Genomic DNA, 15,246 nt, shown 5'->3' on the forward strand with positions numbered 1-15,246 from the left:
AGTGCCCATGCCCCCCATCTGCCAGATCTGCGACGGCGCGGTCGAGGAGTTCCTGGACCTCGGCCGCCAGCCGCTGTCCGACGCGTTCCTGACCGAGCAGGACCTCGCCGGCGAGTTCTTCTACCGGCTCGCGGTCGGTGTCTGCCGGTCGTGCACGATGGTGCAGCTGGTCGAGCAGGTGCCGCGCGATCTGATGTTCCACGAGGACTACCCGTACTACTCGTCCGGCTCCTCGGTGATGCGGGAGCACTTCGAGACGACCGCGCGCGCCCTGCTGGCCCGCTGCGCGGATGAGCCCGACCCGTTCGTGGTCGAGATCGGTAGCAACGACGGCGTGCTGTTGAAGACGGTCAAGGCCGCGGGTGTACGGCATCTGGGGTTCGAGCCGTCGGGCAAGGTGGCCGCGGCCGCGGCGGAGCACGGGGTCCGCGTGCTGACTGACTTCTTCGACGCCGAGAGCGCGGCGGCGGTACAGCACAACGACGGCCCGGCCGACGTCATCTTCGCCGCCAACACCATCTGCCACATCCCGTACATGCGCTCGATCCTCGAGGGCGTGGACCGGCTGCTCGCCGCCGACGGGATCTTCGTCTTCGAGGACCCGTACTTCGGCGACATCGTGGCCAAGACGTCGTTCGACCAGATCTACGACGAGCATTTCTTCTTCTTCACCGCCCGGTCCGTCCAGGCGATGGTGGCCGGCTTCGGCCTGGAGCTCGTTGACGTCGAGCGGCTGCCGGTGCACGGCGGCGAGGTCCGCTACACGATCGCCCGGGCCGGCGCGCGGCCGCCGTCGGACGCGGTCGGCGCCCTGATCGAGGCGGAGCGGGCCCAGGGCCTGGCGGACCTGGTGACGCTGCGGCGGTTCGCGGCCGACACCGCCCGGGTCCGGGCCGATCTGCAGGCGCTGCTGCGGCGGCTGCGGGAGGAGGGCCAGCAGGTCGTCGGGTACGGCGCCACGGCCAAGAGCGCGACGGTGACCAACTTCTGCGGCATCGACAGCGACCTGGTCTCGTTCGTGTGCGACACGACGCCGGCCAAACAGGGTCGCCTGACGCCCGGCACCCACATCCCGGTCCGGCCGGCGGAGGCGTTCGCCGACCCGTACCCGCCGTACGCGCTGCTGTTCGCCTGGAACCACGCGGACGAGATCATGGCCAAGGAGCAGGGGTTCCGCGAGTCGGGCGGTCGCTGGATCCAGTACGTGCCCGAAGTCCACGTCAGCTGAATGGATCGATCATGTCGGAGCAGGTGCGGGAGCTCGGGGTCGGCGGCGCGTTCGCGTTCACCATGGTGGCCTTCCCGGACGATCGCGGCGTCTTCCTGTCGCCTTACCAGGAGGCGGTGTTCGTCGAGGTGCTCGGCCGCCCGCTCTTCCCGGTGGCCCAGTGCAGCTACAGCGTGTCCCGTCGCGGCGTGGTCCGGGGTGTGCACTTCACGGCCACCCCGCCGGGCACGGCCAAGTACGTCTACTGCGCGCGGGGCAAGGTGCTCGACATCGTCGTGGACCTGCGCGTGGGCAGTCCCACGTTCGGCGCCCACGACGCGGTGGTGCTGGGCGACGTGGACACCTGCGCGCTGTACCTGCCGGTCGGTGTCGGGCACACGTTCGTCGCGCTCGAGGACGACTCGGTGATGACCTACCTGCTCTCGACCGAGTACCGGCGGGAGAACGAGCTCGCCGTGTCCGCCCTGGATCCGGCGCTGGGACTGCCGTTGCCGCCGGACATCACGCCGGTGCTGTCCGAACGGGACCGCGAGGCACCGGCGCTGGCCGAGGCCCTGGCGGCCGGGATCCTGCCGGACTACGAGCGCAGCCGCGGCATCACCCAGGCGCTCTGACGCGGGCGGGGACGGCACAGGGCCTCACGCGAGGACCTTGACGGTGCGGCGCAGCGCCTCGGCCAGCGGCACCAGCGGCCGCCACCCGGTGGCCGAGCGGAACGCGGACGCGTCGACCACCATGCTGTGCGCGTCCGTCGCCGCCGTGCCCGGCGGGGGCGGCACGGACAGGACCGGCACCGCGGGCCGGCCGGTGTGCCCGGCGACGACCCCGGCGATCGCGCCGAAGAGCTCCCGCAGGCTCACGCCGACCCCGGTGCCGAGCGGGTAGCTCCGGCCGGCCAGCATGTCGGCGTGGTCGAGGGCGGCCACGAAGGCCTCGGCGGTGTCGTCGACGTAGAGCAGGTCGCGCTGGACGGCGCCGTCGGCCCACACCGTGAGCGGCTCGCCGGCCAGTGCCTTGCGCATCATCGCCGCCACGACGCCGCGATCCTGCGCGGATCCGCCGAAGATCGTCGGCAGGCGCAGGGTGACACCGCGGACGAGACCGTCGGCGGTGGCCGCGCGGAGCAGCTCCTCGGCGGCGAGCTTCTGCCGGTCGTAGGCGGTCGCCGGCCGGTCGGGCTCGGTGCCGTCGATCGGCACCCGCGGGGGCGGACCGACCTGCGAGGTGGAGCCGGCGAACACCACCACCGGCCGTGATCCGTCACGCCGGGCCCGGACGACGTCGTGCAGGACGCCCACGTTGGTGCGCCCGCTGTCCGGGTCGTCGTCCGCGCCGCGCCAACCCGACTCGTGCAGGACCAGGTGGACGACCGCGTCCGCGCCGGCGACGGCCGCCTCGACGGCGTCCGGCTCGGTGAGGTCGGCCGTGACGGTCTCGATCTCGGCGACCGCGCCGGGCGGGAGCGCGGCCGGTCGGCGGGCGACCGCGCGCAGCCGGATCGGACGGCGGGCCAGCGCCGCCGTCACCGCCGAGCCGACAAATCCCGACGCGCCGAGCACAGTGACGTTCATCGGCCAACTGTGCCGGTCCGCGCGGCCACCGGCATCTCCCGGATTGCGCAGCCGCTGACGCAACACCGCAATACCGGAGATCGCCGGCGGGCCGGGACCGATGAGACTGGGATGAGCGGCGACCCAACGCCGAGGAACGGAGCTGGCATGAAAGGGATCGTTCTGGCCGGCGGCACGGGCAGCCGGCTGTTCCCGTTGACCCGGGCCATGTCCAAGCAGCTGCTGTCGGTCTACAACAAGCCGTTGGTCTACTACCCGCTGTCCGTGCTGATGCTGTCCGGGATCCGCGACATCCTCGTCATCTCGACGCCGTCCACGGTGCCGCTGCTGCGCGCCCTGCTCGGCGACGGCTCCCAGCTCGGCATCCGGCTGTCCTACGCCGTGCAGGACGAGCCGCGCGGCATCGCCGACGCCTTCCGCATCGGCGCCGACCACGTCGGCGACGACGACGTGGCGCTGATCCTGGGCGACAACCTGTTCCACGGCGCCGGATTCGCCCGGCGGCTGCAGGAGTGCGCGGCGGCGCCGGACGGGTGCACGCTGTTCGGCTACCCGGTGTCCGACCCTGAGCGCTACGGCATCGGCGAGGTCGACGGCGACGGCATGCTCGTGTCCATCGAGGAGAAGCCGTTGCGGCCGCGGGCCAACAACGCCATCACCGGGCTCTACTTCTACGACAACGAGGTCGTCGACATCAGCCGCCGGATCACCCCGTCGGCCCGCGGTGAACTGGAGATCACCGACGTCAACCGCGAATACCTCAAGCAGGGCCGGGCCCGGCTGATCCGGTTGAGCCGCGGCAACACCTGGTTCGACTGCGGCACCCACGACTCGCTGCTCGCGGCCGGCCAGTACGTCCAGGTCATCGAGCAGCGGCAGGGCGTGCGGGTGGCGTGTCTGGAGGAGATCGCGCTGCGGATGGGTTTCATCGACGCCGACGCGTGCTACCGGCTGGGGGAGCAGATGCGCCAGTCGGACTACGGCCGCTACCTGACCGAGATCGCGTACGCCCTGGACTGACCGAGGAGTCGAGCATGCACACGGAACGGTACGGCGGCAGTCCGCTGTGGGAGGCGTATCACCGGACCCGCGTCACCAAGGAGGCGAGCGTCGCCCTCGACGGGTTCAAGTCCAGCGGCGTCAACTTCAAGCTCGCGCTCTGGAACCCGCAGACCAACGGGGTCCGCTACCTCAAGGCACTCATCCACAACGTCGCCGGGCAGCTCGACGACGCCGGCTGGGAGCGGCTGCGGCGCATCCGGGGGCGCGAGACGGGCGCGCCGATCGCGGTCCGCACGCACGGCGAGCTCGTCGACATGGACTATCTGCAGGCGGTGCTGGAGCTGGACTTCCTGGGCCGGCACGCCACCCTGGACGGGGCCTCGGTGCTGGAGATCGGCGCCGGATACGGCCGGACCTGCCACGCGGTGCTGGCCAACCACGACGTCGCCGCCTACGCCGTCGTGGACCTGGAGAACTCCCTCGACCTGGCCCGCGCCTACCTGCGGGCGGTGCTCGACGACGACCAGTTGGCGAAGGTGGCGTTCATCCGGGCCGAGGACGTCGAACGTGAACTGGCCGGTGACCGTTTCGACCTGTGCCTCAACATCGACTCGTTCGCCGAGATGGACCCCGAGGTGGTCGGCAACTACCTGGCCCTCATCGCCGGGCGGTGCGACGGCTTCTACGTCAAGAACCCGGTCGGCAAGTACCTCGACCCGAGCCTCGACGGGCACGCCGAGGGCCAGGACCTGGTGGCGATGGCGTTGCGGACCGGCCCGGTGCGCGACGTGATCGACATCCACGACAGCGAGGCGGTCCGCCGGCAGTCGGCCCGGTTCCTCGAGGCCTACCGCCCGGCGGAGGGCTGGCGCGCGGTCGCCGACGAGTGGGCGCCGCCGTGGAGCTACTACTGGCAGGCCCTGTACCGCACGGCAGAAGGTGCCCCGATTGATCCGCGGATGTGAATCTGAGGAGGTGCTCCGATCGTTGGGAGAAACATCGATGACCACTCGTGTATGGAGTTATCTGCCGGAGTTCGAGGCCGAGCGGGCCGACATCCTCGACGCGGTCGAGACCGTGTTCCGGTCCGGTCAGCTCGTGCTCGGCGCGAGCGTGCGGCAGTTCGAGGAGGAGTTCGCCCGATATCACGGCGGCGGCCTCTGCACCGGCGTCGACAACGGCACCAACGCGGTCAAGCTCGGCCTGCAGGCGCTCGGCGTCGGCCCGGGCGACGAGGTGATCACCGTGTCCAACACGGCGGCGCCGACCGTGGTGGCGATCGACGGGGCCGGCGCGACCCCGGTCTTCGTGGACATCCGCGAGGACGACTACCTCATGGACACCGATCAGGTCGCGGCGGTGGTCACCGACCGGACCAGGGCGATCGTGCCCGTGCACCTGTACGGCCAGTGCGTCGACATGGCGCCGCTGCGGCGGCTGGCCGACGAGCGCGGGCTGAAGATCCTGGAGGACTGCGCCCAGGCGCACGGCGCCCGCCACCACGGCCGCCCGGCCGGCACGATGGGCGACGCCGCCGCGTACTCCTTCTACCCGACCAAGGTGCTCGGCGCGTACGGCGACGGCGGCGCGGTCCTCACCCACGACGCGGAAGCCGACCGCAACCTGCGCCGGCTGCGGTACTACGGGATGGAGGACGTCTACTACGTCGTCCGCACGCCCGGGCACAACAGCCGCCTCGACGAGGTGCAGGCGGAGATCCTGCGGCGCAAGCTGGAGCGCCTCGACGACTACATCGCGGCCCGCAACGCCGTCGCCGAGCGCTACGCGAAGGGCCTGTCCGACCTCGCCACCTCCGGCGGGCTCGTCCTGCCGGCCACCACCGCGGGCAACGAGCACGTCTACTACCTCTACGTCGTGCGCCACCCGCGCCGCGACGACATCATCGAGCGGCTCAAGACGCACGACATCGAACTGAACATCAGCTACCCCTGGCCGGTGCACACGATGAGTGGCTTCCAGCACCTCGGGTACGGCCCCGGCTCCCTGCCGGTGACCGAGCGCCTCGCCGCGGAGATCTTCTCGCTGCCGATGTATCCGGCGCTGTCCACCGACGAGCAGGACCGCACGATCGCCGCCCTGCACGAGGTCATCGCGAGTCTCTAGCACACCGCGCCTGAAATCCGTCACTGAACGGACTTCGGGCGCGGGCACGTGTCCACAAACCAACCGATGGAGGACTGATGGGGACCACCACGACCATCCCGGCCCGTGCGGAGCTGCTGCAGCGGGCGCGAGACCTGGCCCCGGTGTTGCGCCGCAACGCCGAGTGGCAGGAGGAGAACCGCCGACTGCACGACGAGACCGTCGAGGCGCTCACCGCCGCCGGCATCCTGCGGATGCGCCGGCCGCACCGCTACGGCGGCTTCGAGTCCGACCTGCGCACCGTCGTCGACGTGCTGTCCGAGCTCGGCCGGGCGGACGGCTCGACCGCATGGACCGCCGGGGTCTGGATGATCAGCAGCTGGATGGCCGGGCTGTTCCCCGACGAGGTGCAGGACGAGATCTTCGACGCCCCGGACGTGCGCGTCAGCGGCATCCTCAGCCCCGGTGCGATCGCGGTGCCGACCGACGGCGGGGTGATCCTCAACGGCAAGTGGTCCTTCAACACCGGCGCGTTGCAGAGCACCTGGAACACCAACGCCGCGGTGCTGGACGGCCCGGACGGTCCCCAGCCGGTCATGGTCGCCCTGCCGATGGCCGACCTGAAGATCGTCGACGACTGGCACACCGCCGGCCTGCGCGGCTCGGGCAGCGTGACCACGATCGCCGAGAACCTGTTCGTCCCGCAGGCCCGCGTCCTGCCGATGGTCCCGATCCTGCAGGAGGGGCGGCACGCCTCGCTGGCCAACGCCGACGCGCCGATCTACCGGGTGCCGTTCATGTCGGCCGCCTGCGTGACGGTGAGCGCCCCCGCGCTGGGGCTGGCCCAGGGCGCCAAGGAGGCGTTCCTGGAACGGCTCCCCGGCCGGAAGATCACCTACACCGACTACGCCAACCAGAGCGAGGCGCCGATCACCCACCTGCAGGTGGCCGACGCGACCGTGAAGATCGACGAGGCCGGCTTCCACGCCTACCGGGCGGCCGACCTGGTCGACGCGCACGGCGAGGCCGGCGAGCCGATGACGCTCGAGGAGCGGGCCCGCGTCCGGCTCGACCTGGGTGCGGTCTGCCAGCGGGCCAAGGAGGCGGTCGACCTGTTGAACACGGCCAGCGGCGGCTCGTCCATCTACACCAACGTGCCGATCCAGCGCATCGAACGCGACGTCCAGACGGTCAACCTGCACGCCATCATGCACCCCAACACCAACCTGGAGCTCTACGGCCGGCTCGTGTGCGGCCTCGGACCCAACACCCTCTACCTCTGAGAGGCAGCCGTATGCGTCCCTTCCGCATCGATGTCCCGCAAGCCGAGCTCGACGAGCTGCACCGGCGGCTCGACGCGGTCCGCTGGCCGTCGGAGATCGCCGGCGTCGGCTGGGACCGCGGCGTCCCGCTGAGCTACCTGCGTGAGCTGACCGGATACTGGCGGACCGGCTACGACTGGCGGGCGGCCGAGGCCGAACTGAACCAGCACCCCCAGTACCTGACCGAAATCGACGGCATGACCGTGCACTTCCTGCACGTGCGCTCCCCGGAGCCGGACGCGACGCCCATCATCCTGACGCACGGGTGGCCGGGCTCGTTCGTGGAGTTCCTGGACCTCATCGGACCGCTGAGCGACCCGGCGGCCCACGGCGGCGACCCGGCCGACGCGTTCCACGTGGTCGTCCCGAGCATCCCCGGGTTCGGCTTCTCCGAGTCGCCGACCACACCCGGCTACGACGTGCGCCGGGTGGCCCGCACCTGGACCGAACTGATGCGGCAGCTGGGCTACGACCGCTACATCGCCCAGGGCGGCGACTGGGGGATGCCCATCTCGCTGCAGGTCGGCCTGGCCGACCCGGAGCACGTCGCCGGCGTGCACGTCAACATGCTGGCCACCTTCCCGCCCGAGGACCCGGCCCTGTTCGAGGGCCTGGACGAGGCCGATCAGGGCCGGCTCGCGCACGCGATGCAGTTCGAGGAGGACGGCACCGGGTGGCGCAAGCTGCAGTCGACCAGGCCGCAGACCGTCGCCTACGCGTTGACCGATTCCCCGGTCGGGCAGCTCGCCTGGATCGTGGAGAAGTTCCAGGAGTGGACGGCGGCGTCGAAGACACCGGAGGACACCGCCGACCGGGACCGCCTGCTGACCAACGTGATGATCTACTGGCTGACCGCCACGGCCGGGTCGTCGGCGCAGATCTACTACGAGAACAACCACCGTGACGCCGACTTCGTCCGCACGTGGGGCGGCCCGTGGCCGCTGCGCATGCCGGTCGGCGTCGGGGTCTTCCCCGGCGACGCCGTGCGCCCGATCCGCCGCTTCGCCGAGGGGATCCTGCCGACGCTGCACCGGTGGACCGAGTTCGAGCGGGGCGGCCACTTCGGCGCGCTCGAACACCCCGAGGAGCTGGCGGAGGATCTGCGGGCGTTCGCGCGCTCGCTCGACAACTGACGCCGCGGACAACGATCGCCGGGCCCGAAATTCGGGCCCGGCGATCGTGTGTCCGCAGGTCAGTTGCTCGCGGACCGGGCGGGCACCGGCGGCACGGCGGGGGACGGGCTGCCGGCGGTGCCGCTGAAGAACGAGCGCAGCACGCGCAGAAGGTTGCGGGGGTGCAGCAGCGCCTGGGGCGGGTCGATGAGGCCGGCCGCCCGGATGAAGGCGTTGGTGAGCACCGCGTCGTGCACCGCGGCGAGCTGGAGGCGGGCCACGTAGGCGTTGATGACCTTCGTCTTGAGGGTCCGCCGTCCCTCGACGCCGGCGTAGGCGAGGTCGGCCCCGGCCGACAACGCCCACGGCTGGCCGATGTCCCCGGCGATGTCGCGCAGGAAGGCCAGCGGCTGCGGCAGGCCGCGTCGCAGGTGCTTGGCGAGGGTGAGCGACTCGATCGCCGCCACCGTCATGCCCTGCGCGTACAACGGGTTGAAGCTGCAGACGGCGTCGCCCATGACCAGCAGGCCGGCCGGGAAGCGCGGCATCCGCTCGTAGTGCCGCCACACGCTGGCCGGGAACCGGAACATCACCGGCTCGTCGAGCGGCTCGGCGTCCCGGACGGCCTCGTAGATCTGCGGCACCGGCAGCGAGCGGGCGAACTCCAGGAACCCCTCGGGGTCCGTCGGCGGGTGGTCACCGAGCATCCCGGTCAGCGAGAGCTCGACCTTGCCCTCGCCCGGGACCCGGTAGAAGAACGCGCCCCGGGGATGCTGCGGCGTCGGCGCGGGGATGATGGCCAGGTCGTCGCCGAAGGGGTCGTGGTCGAGCCGGAAGTGCCGGGTGGTGTACGCCAGGTCGATCCTGACCCGCTCCTCCGGCGGCCGGCCGTATCCGAGTTCGTCGAGCCACGCCGGTGTGCGTGAGCCCCGCCCGGTCGTGTCGATCACCAGGTCGGCCCGCAGTATGCGCGGCTCCTGAGCGTCGTCGCGGGGCTGCACGCGCACCCCGGTCACGCGGGCGCTGTCCGCGGTGGTGGCCAGGCCGAGGATGTCGTGCCGTTGCAGGAAGGTCAGGTTGGGGATCTGCTGGACCCGCAGGCGGAGCTGCTCCTCGAGCACGGGACGCGTCGCCGGGACCGACAGCAGCCCCGACGTCGACGGCTGCAGCCGGGCGCCGTTGATGTACCAGCGGATGTCGCCGTTGAAGTCGCCCGGTTTCACGCCCGCGGCGACCATCTGGTCGGTGAGCCCCGGGAACTGTGCCTCCAGGATCTGGTGGCCCCGCGCCACGAGCCCGTGCGCGTGCCGGCCGTGCGGGACGCCGCGGCGTGCGGCGCTCGCACCGATCAGGTCGTCGCGGTCCACTAGCACGACGCTGGTGAACGCCGGTGCGAGCACCTTGGCCGCCAGGAGCCCGGCGATGCCACCGCCGAGCACGACGGCCTGCTCACCCACGTGTGTGTTCAACGGTCTGCCCTCCTAGGGTGCGGGCGAAGTCGACGACTGACCGCACGTACAGTTCCGGGACCTCGAGCGCGGGGAAGTGGCCGCCGCGGTCGTGTTCGTCCCAGCGGGTGATGCTCGGATACGCCCGCTCGGCCAGTTTCCGCACGGGCAGGAAGCAGTCGCACGGGAACACCGCGACGCCGATCGGGACGGTGACCGCCGGCGGCGGGCCGTCCGCCGCCCGCTGCAGCCGCTCCACCTCGTAGTACATCTGCGCCGAGGAGCCGATCGCGCCGGGCAGCCAGTAGAGCATGACGGTGGTCAGCAGCCGGTCCCGGTCGATCGTCCCGGCGCCCGGCCCGGACCATTCGACGTACTTCTCGGCGATCCAGGCCAGCAGCCCGACCGGCGAGTCGTTCAGCCCGTACGCCGGGGTCCGCGGCCGCGTCGACAGCAGCTTGAGGTAGCCCATGCCGTCGGCGTCGAACCGCCCGAGGCCGGCCAGCCGCTGCCGGTCCTCGTCGTCGAGCCCGGCCAACTCCTCCAGGTCTCCGGACGGGAACACGGCCAGGAAGTTGACGTGCGCGCCGAGGACCCGTTCCGGTGCGATGCGCGCGATGTCCAGGGAGATGAACGAACCCCAGTCACCGCCTTGGACCACGAACCGCTCGTAGCCGAGCCGGTCCATCAGCTCGAGCCAGGCCCGCGCGACCCGTGGGATGTCCCAACCCGGTTCGGTCAGGGGCGTCGAGAACCCGTACCCCGGGATCGACGCGATGACCACGTGGAAGCCTTCGGCGTTCAGCGGCCCGACGACGTCGAGGAACTCCGCGAGCGAGCCGGGCCAGCCGGAGGTGATGAGGATCGGGACCGCGTCCGGCGCCGACGAGGGGGAGTGTACGAAGTGGACGGTCGCGCCGTCGATCCCGGTCAGGTACTGGGGGAGCCGGTTGAGCTCGTCCTGGGCGGCGGACCAGTCGTACCTGTGGAGCCAGTGCTCGGCAAGCTCCCGCAGGTAGGCCTCGGGCACGCCGCGATCCCAGTCGTCCCCGCCGGCCTGCCGCACCCACCGGGTGCCGGCGATGCGCCGGTGCAGGTCGGCGAGCTCCGCCGGGTCGACATCGATCTTGAACGGTTCCATCACGCACCTGCTTCGATCGACAGCGCGTGGTGGAACAGGTTTCGCGGGTCGTACTGCCGCTTCACCCGTTGCAGGCGCGCGTAGTTGTCGCGGTAGTAGAGCGTCGACCACGGCACACCCGAGGTGTTCCAGGCCGGGTCGGCCAGGTCGACGTCCGGGTAGTTGATGTACGTCCCGGCGGTCTGCCCGTTCGGCACCGGCACACCGCCGGTCGCGGCGAAGACGTCGCGGTACATGGTCCGGATCCACTTCAGGTTGCCGTCGTCGGGGGTGGTGTAGTTGCCGGTGGTGAAGTAGGCCCGCAGCAGCACGTCCCGGCCGGCCGTCGCGGTCGACCCCGGCGCCGGGCGGTTGATCTCGCCGCCGCAGCCGGTGAGGCTCAGCAACGCCTGAGGGTTGTCGTAGTCCGTCGAGCCGAGGTGCTTCCACAGCGCCGCGATCTGCGCGTCGGTGAAACCCTTGGCCAGGTCGGCGTTCTTCACCTTCTGCCGGCCCGCGGGCTCCACGACCCAGTTGGCGGGGTCGAGCCACGGCAGTTGCTCGGTCGTCTCGAGCACCGGCGTGAGGCCGACCCCGGCCGAGACCGCCGAGAGGTGCGCGTCGAGCAGCTGCGTGGCGCCCGGCACGTCGTCGTCGACGCCGGCCACGATGCCGAGCGTCCCCGACGACCGGTGGCCGACGAAGAGCGCACCCCAGACCGTGGCGGCGGGGCTGCCGGGAGCGCTGTTCCTGGTGAACCAGTCGGCGTGGTTGTGTAGCAGCCGGGTGAAGGCGGCCGGTGTCATGGTGTCCCAGGACCACATCCGGATTCTCCGCCGCATCGCCCGTGGCGCCTTGGGCAGCAGCGCGCGGGGGTCCTTGGCGGCCGGGCCGGCCGAGCGCAGCCAGTACCGGGTCACCACGCCGAAGTTGCCGCCTCCGCCGCCGGTGTGCGCCCACCACAGGTCACGGTTCGGGTCGTCGGGTTCGCGGGTGGCCACCACGGTCCGCGGCCGCCCGTTCGCGTCGAGGACGGTGACCTCGACCGCGTACAGGTGGTCGCAGGCCAGTCCGTAGCGGCGGGACAGGAAGCCCCAGCCGCCGCCGGCCAGGTGCCCGCCGACGCCGACCTCCGGGCAGGACCCGCCGGGCAGGGTCACGCCCCACCCCTTGAACAGGGTCGCGTACACCTCGCCGAGGGTGGCGCCGGCCTCGACCGCGAAGGCTCCCATCGCCGCGTCGTAGGAGATGTCGTTCATCTCCGACAGGTCGAGCAGCAGGTCGATGCCCGGCGCCGCGGTGAAGTTCTCCAGGCAGTGCCCGCCGCCGCGGACGGCGAAGGTGCGGCCCGCCGCGCCGGCGAGGACCGTGGCCACCTGAGCCGGATCGTCGATGACGACGACCTTGCCGGGGCTGCCGACGAAACGGGTGTTGAAGGCCGTGCGGAAGCTGTCGTACCGGGGGTCGCCGGGGGCGATGGTGGCCGGGCCGAAGGGCGGGTCGGACGGTGCCGGCACTGCGGCACTCGCCGCGCTGGTCCCCGTCGCGAGGCCGGACGAACCGAGAGCGACGCCGCTGAGCGCCGCTCCGGCCAGAAGTTTACGCCGGTCCATATCGGAGGCTCTCCCTCACTGATGATCGGAGTCACTCGACGCAATCATTTCCGCGAATGCGATCAGGCTCCACTTCAAACGTGCCCAGTTGTCGCGGGCAACGCCGCACGTTCGAGGAACCGCCGTAGCGGTTCCCGTCGATACGCTCGGGCAATTACGCCTGTGCATGGAGGTACTCATGGAACCGAGATGTCCTGTCGTGATCGACCCCAACGGGCACGACATCCACGCCGAGGGGAGCCGAATCCACGCCAACGGGCCGATCAGCCGGATCGAGCTGCCGGGCGGGGTCCTCGCCTGGTCGGTCACCGGTCACGACGCGGCCTCGGCCGTGCTCACCGATCGGCGCTTCTCCAAGGACCCGCGCAAGCACTGGGACGACTTCCTGGCCGGGAAGGTCGGCGAGGACTTCCCGCTGATCGGCTGGGTGCTGATGGAGAACCTGACCACCGCCTACGGCACCGACCACAGCCGGCTGCGCAAGCCGTGCGCCAACGCCTTCACCCCGCGCCGGGTCGAGGCCATGCGGCCCCGGGTCGAGCAGCACACCGCCGCCCTGCTGGACGAGCTGGCCGCGGGCGCCCCGGGTGAGGTCGTCGACATCAAGTCCCGCTTCGCGCACACGCTGCCGTCGCGGGTCATCTGCGAGCTGTTCGGTGTGCCCGAGGAGGACCGGCTGGAGATGCTGCGCGGCGGTGAGGTCAACTCCGACACCACGATCAGCCCCGAGGAGTCGGCGGCCAACTTCGCGCGCTGGCACCAGCAGATGCTCGACTTCGTCGAGGCCAAGCGCCGTGCTCCCGGCACCGACCTGACCTCGGACCTGATCGCCACCATGGACCAGCCGGACGGGTTGAGCCCGGACGAGATCGTCGGGACGTTGCACATCATGCTGGCCACCGGCACCGAGCCGGTGAAGAACCTCATCGGCAACGCGGTCGCGGCGCTGCTGACCCGGCCCGATCAGCGCAAGCTGGTCGAGGACGGTTCGGCGTCCTGGGACGACCTCATCGACGAGACCCTGCGCGCGGAGGCGCCCGTGGCGCACCTGCCGTTCCGCTTCGCGGTGGAGGACGTCACGGTGGGCGGGGTGACGATCGCCAAGGGGGATCCCGTGCTCATCAACTTCGCGGCGGTGGGCCGTGACCCGGGCGCGCACGAGGGCCCGGCCGAGTTCGACGTCACCCGACCGGACAAGGACAACCTGTCCTTCGGGGCGGGCATCTACCGGTGCATCGGCCAGTCGCTGGCCCGGCTGGAGGCGCAGGTGGCGCTGCCGGCCCTGTTCGAGCGGTTCCCGGGGATCACCCTGGCGGTCGACGCCGAGGACCTGCGCCCCCAGGGCACGTTCATCATGAACGGCCTCGACACCGTGCCGGTGCGCCTGCAGTGACCCGGTCCGCGCGACGGCCCCGCCGCCCCGAAGGGGGCGACGGGGCCGGTTCAGTCAGCGTTCCCGGTGCCGCAGCACCAGGTCCTGCAGCAGCGGCACGACCTCGTTCGGGGTGGGCAGGCTGCGGGTGCCGGCGCTCAGCCGGCGGGCGTTGGCCGCGAACGACCCGTCGTCGAGCACCCGGAGCAGATCGGCCCGTAGCCCGTCGGCGGTGAGCTGGTCGGCGTCGCCGGCGTAGATGCCGGCGCCCTGTTCCTCGACGCCGTTGGCCATCGCCAGGGGCCCCCACCACTTCTCGCTGAAGTAGGTGTTGGGCACGATGAGCTGCGGCACGGCGTGCTTGACGGCGGCCGCGAACGTGCCCGCGCCTCCACTGTGGACGATCGCCGAGCAGGTGGGCAGCAGGACGTTCAGCGGTGCGAACTCGACGACCCGCACGTTGTCGGGCAGGCGTGGCAGCCCGGCCACCTGCTTCGCGCTGAGCGTGGCCACGACCTCGACGTCCAGGTCGGCCACGGCGTCGAACATGACACCGGCCTGCAGCTCGAACCCGAACGCGGTGTCGCGGTGGGACAGGCCGAGCGACACGCAGATCCGCCGCCGGTCGAGGTCCTCGGAGAGCCACGGCTCGACGATCGACGGGCCGTGGTAGGGCACGTGCCGCATCGTGAGGTGGTTGACGCCCTCCGGGCGCCAGACCCACGACGGCATCGGGAAGATCGTGCAGTCGCCGACCGCGGTGCGCTCGTCGTAGTCGCGGCCGTAGCCGCGCAGGATCGGCGCCAGCCAGTCGCGCACCGGGTCGTCCCGCAGCGGGCCCGGGGTCGAGCCCCGGATCGCCGTGCGCAGCTGGCCGTAGCCGTCGGAGCCGAAGAGCAGCCGGGCGCTGGCGGCGCCGCTGGTCGCGGCGGCCACCGATCCCGAGTAGACGAACGGGTCCCAGACCACCAGGTCGGGCCGCCAGCGGTCGGCGAAGGCGACCAGGTCGTGGATCGCGCCGTCGGGGTTGAACAGCCGCCGGATCCCCGCGATGCTGGCGGCCAGCTCGGCGGCCGGGTCTTCCTCGGCGTAGTCGCGCTGGTGGGCCTTCTTGCGGTCCGGCGTCAGGTGCAGCACCGCGAGGTCCTGCGCGGCGGCGTTCATCTCGGTGTCCAGCGGCACCGTCGGCCCGATCGGCACCCCGGTCAGGCCGGTGGCGGCGATGTTCGCGGCCATCTCCGGTGACGCGGCCACCCTGACGTCGTGGCCCGCCGTGTACAGGGCCGAGGCGAGGGGCACCTGGACGTACAGGTGCGACCGGAACGGCGCGGTGACGAAGAGGATGCGCACGGCGC

General features: G+C 71.5%; 13 protein-coding genes. 8 read left to right on the forward strand and 5 right to left on the reverse strand.

Translation table 11 applies throughout. The features are described from left to right. The first annotated feature begins 7 nt into the window (after positions 1-7). Together Dsi01nite_RS26195 and Dsi01nite_RS26200 are read left to right on the forward strand one after the other, a co-directional pair. Positions 8-1,228, forward strand: a complete 1,221-nt coding sequence (locus Dsi01nite_RS26195) for a class I SAM-dependent methyltransferase (RefSeq protein WP_203848904.1) — start codon at positions 8-10, stop codon at positions 1,226-1,228. A gap of 11 nt (positions 1,229-1,239) precedes the next feature. Then, positions 1,240-1,842: a dTDP-4-dehydrorhamnose 3,5-epimerase family protein gene (locus tag Dsi01nite_RS26200; RefSeq protein WP_203848905.1), complete on the forward strand. Its 603-nt coding sequence runs from the start codon at positions 1,240-1,242 to the stop codon at positions 1,840-1,842. Positions 1,843-1,866: 24 nt separating this feature from the next. Here Dsi01nite_RS26200 and Dsi01nite_RS26205 read toward each other — a convergent pair whose 3' ends face one another. Continuing rightward, entirely contained in the window at positions 1,867-2,799 is a 933-nt protein-coding gene (locus Dsi01nite_RS26205; protein ID WP_203848906.1) for an NAD-dependent epimerase/dehydratase family protein, read from the reverse strand. Between the two features lie 147 nt (positions 2,800-2,946). On the opposite strand from Dsi01nite_RS26205, the gene rfbA reads away from it, so the two are divergent. From rfbA to Dsi01nite_RS26230, 5 genes are all read left to right on the forward strand, one after another. Continuing rightward, on the forward strand, positions 2,947-3,819 hold the full coding sequence (gene rfbA, locus Dsi01nite_RS26210; RefSeq protein ID WP_203848907.1) for a glucose-1-phosphate thymidylyltransferase RfbA: 873 nt from the start codon (positions 2,947-2,949) through the stop codon (positions 3,817-3,819). A gap of 14 nt (positions 3,820-3,833) precedes the next feature. Continuing rightward, entirely contained in the window at positions 3,834-4,766 is a 933-nt protein-coding gene (locus tag Dsi01nite_RS26215; RefSeq protein ID WP_203848908.1) for a putative sugar O-methyltransferase, read from the forward strand. A 37-nt stretch (positions 4,767-4,803) separates the two neighbouring features. Then, positions 4,804-5,925 (forward strand): DegT/DnrJ/EryC1/StrS family aminotransferase, encoded by a 1,122-nt coding sequence (locus tag Dsi01nite_RS26220; protein WP_203848909.1) that lies wholly within the window; start codon positions 4,804-4,806, stop codon positions 5,923-5,925. A gap of 77 nt (positions 5,926-6,002) precedes the next feature. Further along, positions 6,003-7,187, forward strand: a complete 1,185-nt coding sequence (locus tag Dsi01nite_RS26225; RefSeq protein ID WP_203848910.1) for an acyl-CoA dehydrogenase family protein — start codon at positions 6,003-6,005, stop codon at positions 7,185-7,187. 11 nt (positions 7,188-7,198) lie between these two features. Beyond that, entirely contained in the window at positions 7,199-8,359 is a 1,161-nt protein-coding gene (locus Dsi01nite_RS26230) for an epoxide hydrolase family protein (RefSeq protein ID WP_203848911.1), read from the forward strand. A 59-nt stretch (positions 8,360-8,418) separates the two neighbouring features. Here the strand turns inward: Dsi01nite_RS26230 and Dsi01nite_RS26235 are convergent, their stop codons facing one another. The 3 genes from Dsi01nite_RS26235 to Dsi01nite_RS26245 are packed head-to-tail and all read right to left on the reverse strand — an operon-like array spanning position 8,419 to position 12,519. After that, a complete protein-coding gene (locus Dsi01nite_RS26235; RefSeq protein WP_203848912.1) occupies positions 8,419-9,807 on the reverse strand; it encodes an FAD-dependent oxidoreductase in 1,389 nt (462 codons plus the stop codon). Next, entirely contained in the window at positions 9,788-10,927 is a 1,140-nt protein-coding gene (locus tag Dsi01nite_RS26240; RefSeq protein ID WP_203848913.1) for an epoxide hydrolase family protein, read from the reverse strand. Before Dsi01nite_RS26240 ends, Dsi01nite_RS26235 begins: the two co-directional genes overlap by 20 nt. Beyond that, a complete protein-coding gene (locus Dsi01nite_RS26245; protein WP_203848914.1) occupies positions 10,927-12,519 on the reverse strand; it encodes an FAD-binding oxidoreductase in 1,593 nt (530 codons plus the stop codon). The genes Dsi01nite_RS26240 and Dsi01nite_RS26245 overlap by 1 nt, the downstream gene beginning before the upstream one ends. 178 nt (positions 12,520-12,697) lie before the next feature. Here Dsi01nite_RS26245 and Dsi01nite_RS26250 point away from each other — a divergent pair, with 178 nt between their 5' ends. Continuing rightward, on the forward strand, positions 12,698-13,912 hold the full coding sequence (locus Dsi01nite_RS26250) for a cytochrome P450 family protein (RefSeq protein ID WP_203848915.1): 1,215 nt from the start codon (positions 12,698-12,700) through the stop codon (positions 13,910-13,912). Between the two features lie 54 nt (positions 13,913-13,966). Here the strand turns inward: Dsi01nite_RS26250 and Dsi01nite_RS26255 are convergent, their stop codons facing one another. After that, a complete protein-coding gene (locus Dsi01nite_RS26255; protein WP_203848916.1) occupies positions 13,967-15,241 on the reverse strand; it encodes a glycosyltransferase in 1,275 nt (424 codons plus the stop codon). Between the last annotated feature and the right edge of the window lie 5 nt (positions 15,242-15,246).

Source organism: Dactylosporangium siamense (assembly GCF_016862795.1).
In the GTDB taxonomy this organism is placed as follows: Bacteria; Actinomycetota; Actinomycetes; order Mycobacteriales; family Micromonosporaceae; genus Dactylosporangium; species Dactylosporangium siamense.

Bases quoted from the DNA above. Each gene is read 5' to 3' on its own strand.
- Dsi01nite_RS26220 (WP_203848909.1), top strand. From the start codon at position 4,804: ATGACCACTCGTGTATGGAGTTATCTGCCGGAGTTCGAGGCCGAGCGG.
- Dsi01nite_RS26215 (WP_203848908.1), top strand. From the start codon at position 3,834: ATGCACACGGAACGGTACGGCGGCAGTCCGCTGTGGGAGGCGTATCAC.
- Dsi01nite_RS26195 (WP_203848904.1), top strand. From the start codon at position 8: ATGCCCCCCATCTGCCAGATCTGCGACGGCGCGGTCGAGGAGTTCCTG.
- Dsi01nite_RS26240 (WP_203848913.1), bottom strand. From the start codon at position 10,927: ATGGAACCGTTCAAGATCGATGTCGACCCGGCGGAGCTCGCCGACCTG.
- Dsi01nite_RS26225 (WP_203848910.1), top strand. From the start codon at position 6,003: ATGGGGACCACCACGACCATCCCGGCCCGTGCGGAGCTGCTGCAGCGG.
- rfbA (WP_203848907.1), top strand. From the start codon at position 2,947: ATGAAAGGGATCGTTCTGGCCGGCGGCACGGGCAGCCGGCTGTTCCCG.
- Dsi01nite_RS26200 (WP_203848905.1), top strand. From the start codon at position 1,240: ATGTCGGAGCAGGTGCGGGAGCTCGGGGTCGGCGGCGCGTTCGCGTTC.
- Dsi01nite_RS26245 (WP_203848914.1), bottom strand. From the start codon at position 12,519: ATGGACCGGCGTAAACTTCTGGCCGGAGCGGCGCTCAGCGGCGTCGCT.
- Dsi01nite_RS26250 (WP_203848915.1), top strand. From the start codon at position 12,698: ATGGAACCGAGATGTCCTGTCGTGATCGACCCCAACGGGCACGACATC.
- Dsi01nite_RS26205 (WP_203848906.1), bottom strand. From the start codon at position 2,799: ATGAACGTCACTGTGCTCGGCGCGTCGGGATTTGTCGGCTCGGCGGTG.
- Dsi01nite_RS26230 (WP_203848911.1), top strand. From the start codon at position 7,199: ATGCGTCCCTTCCGCATCGATGTCCCGCAAGCCGAGCTCGACGAGCTG.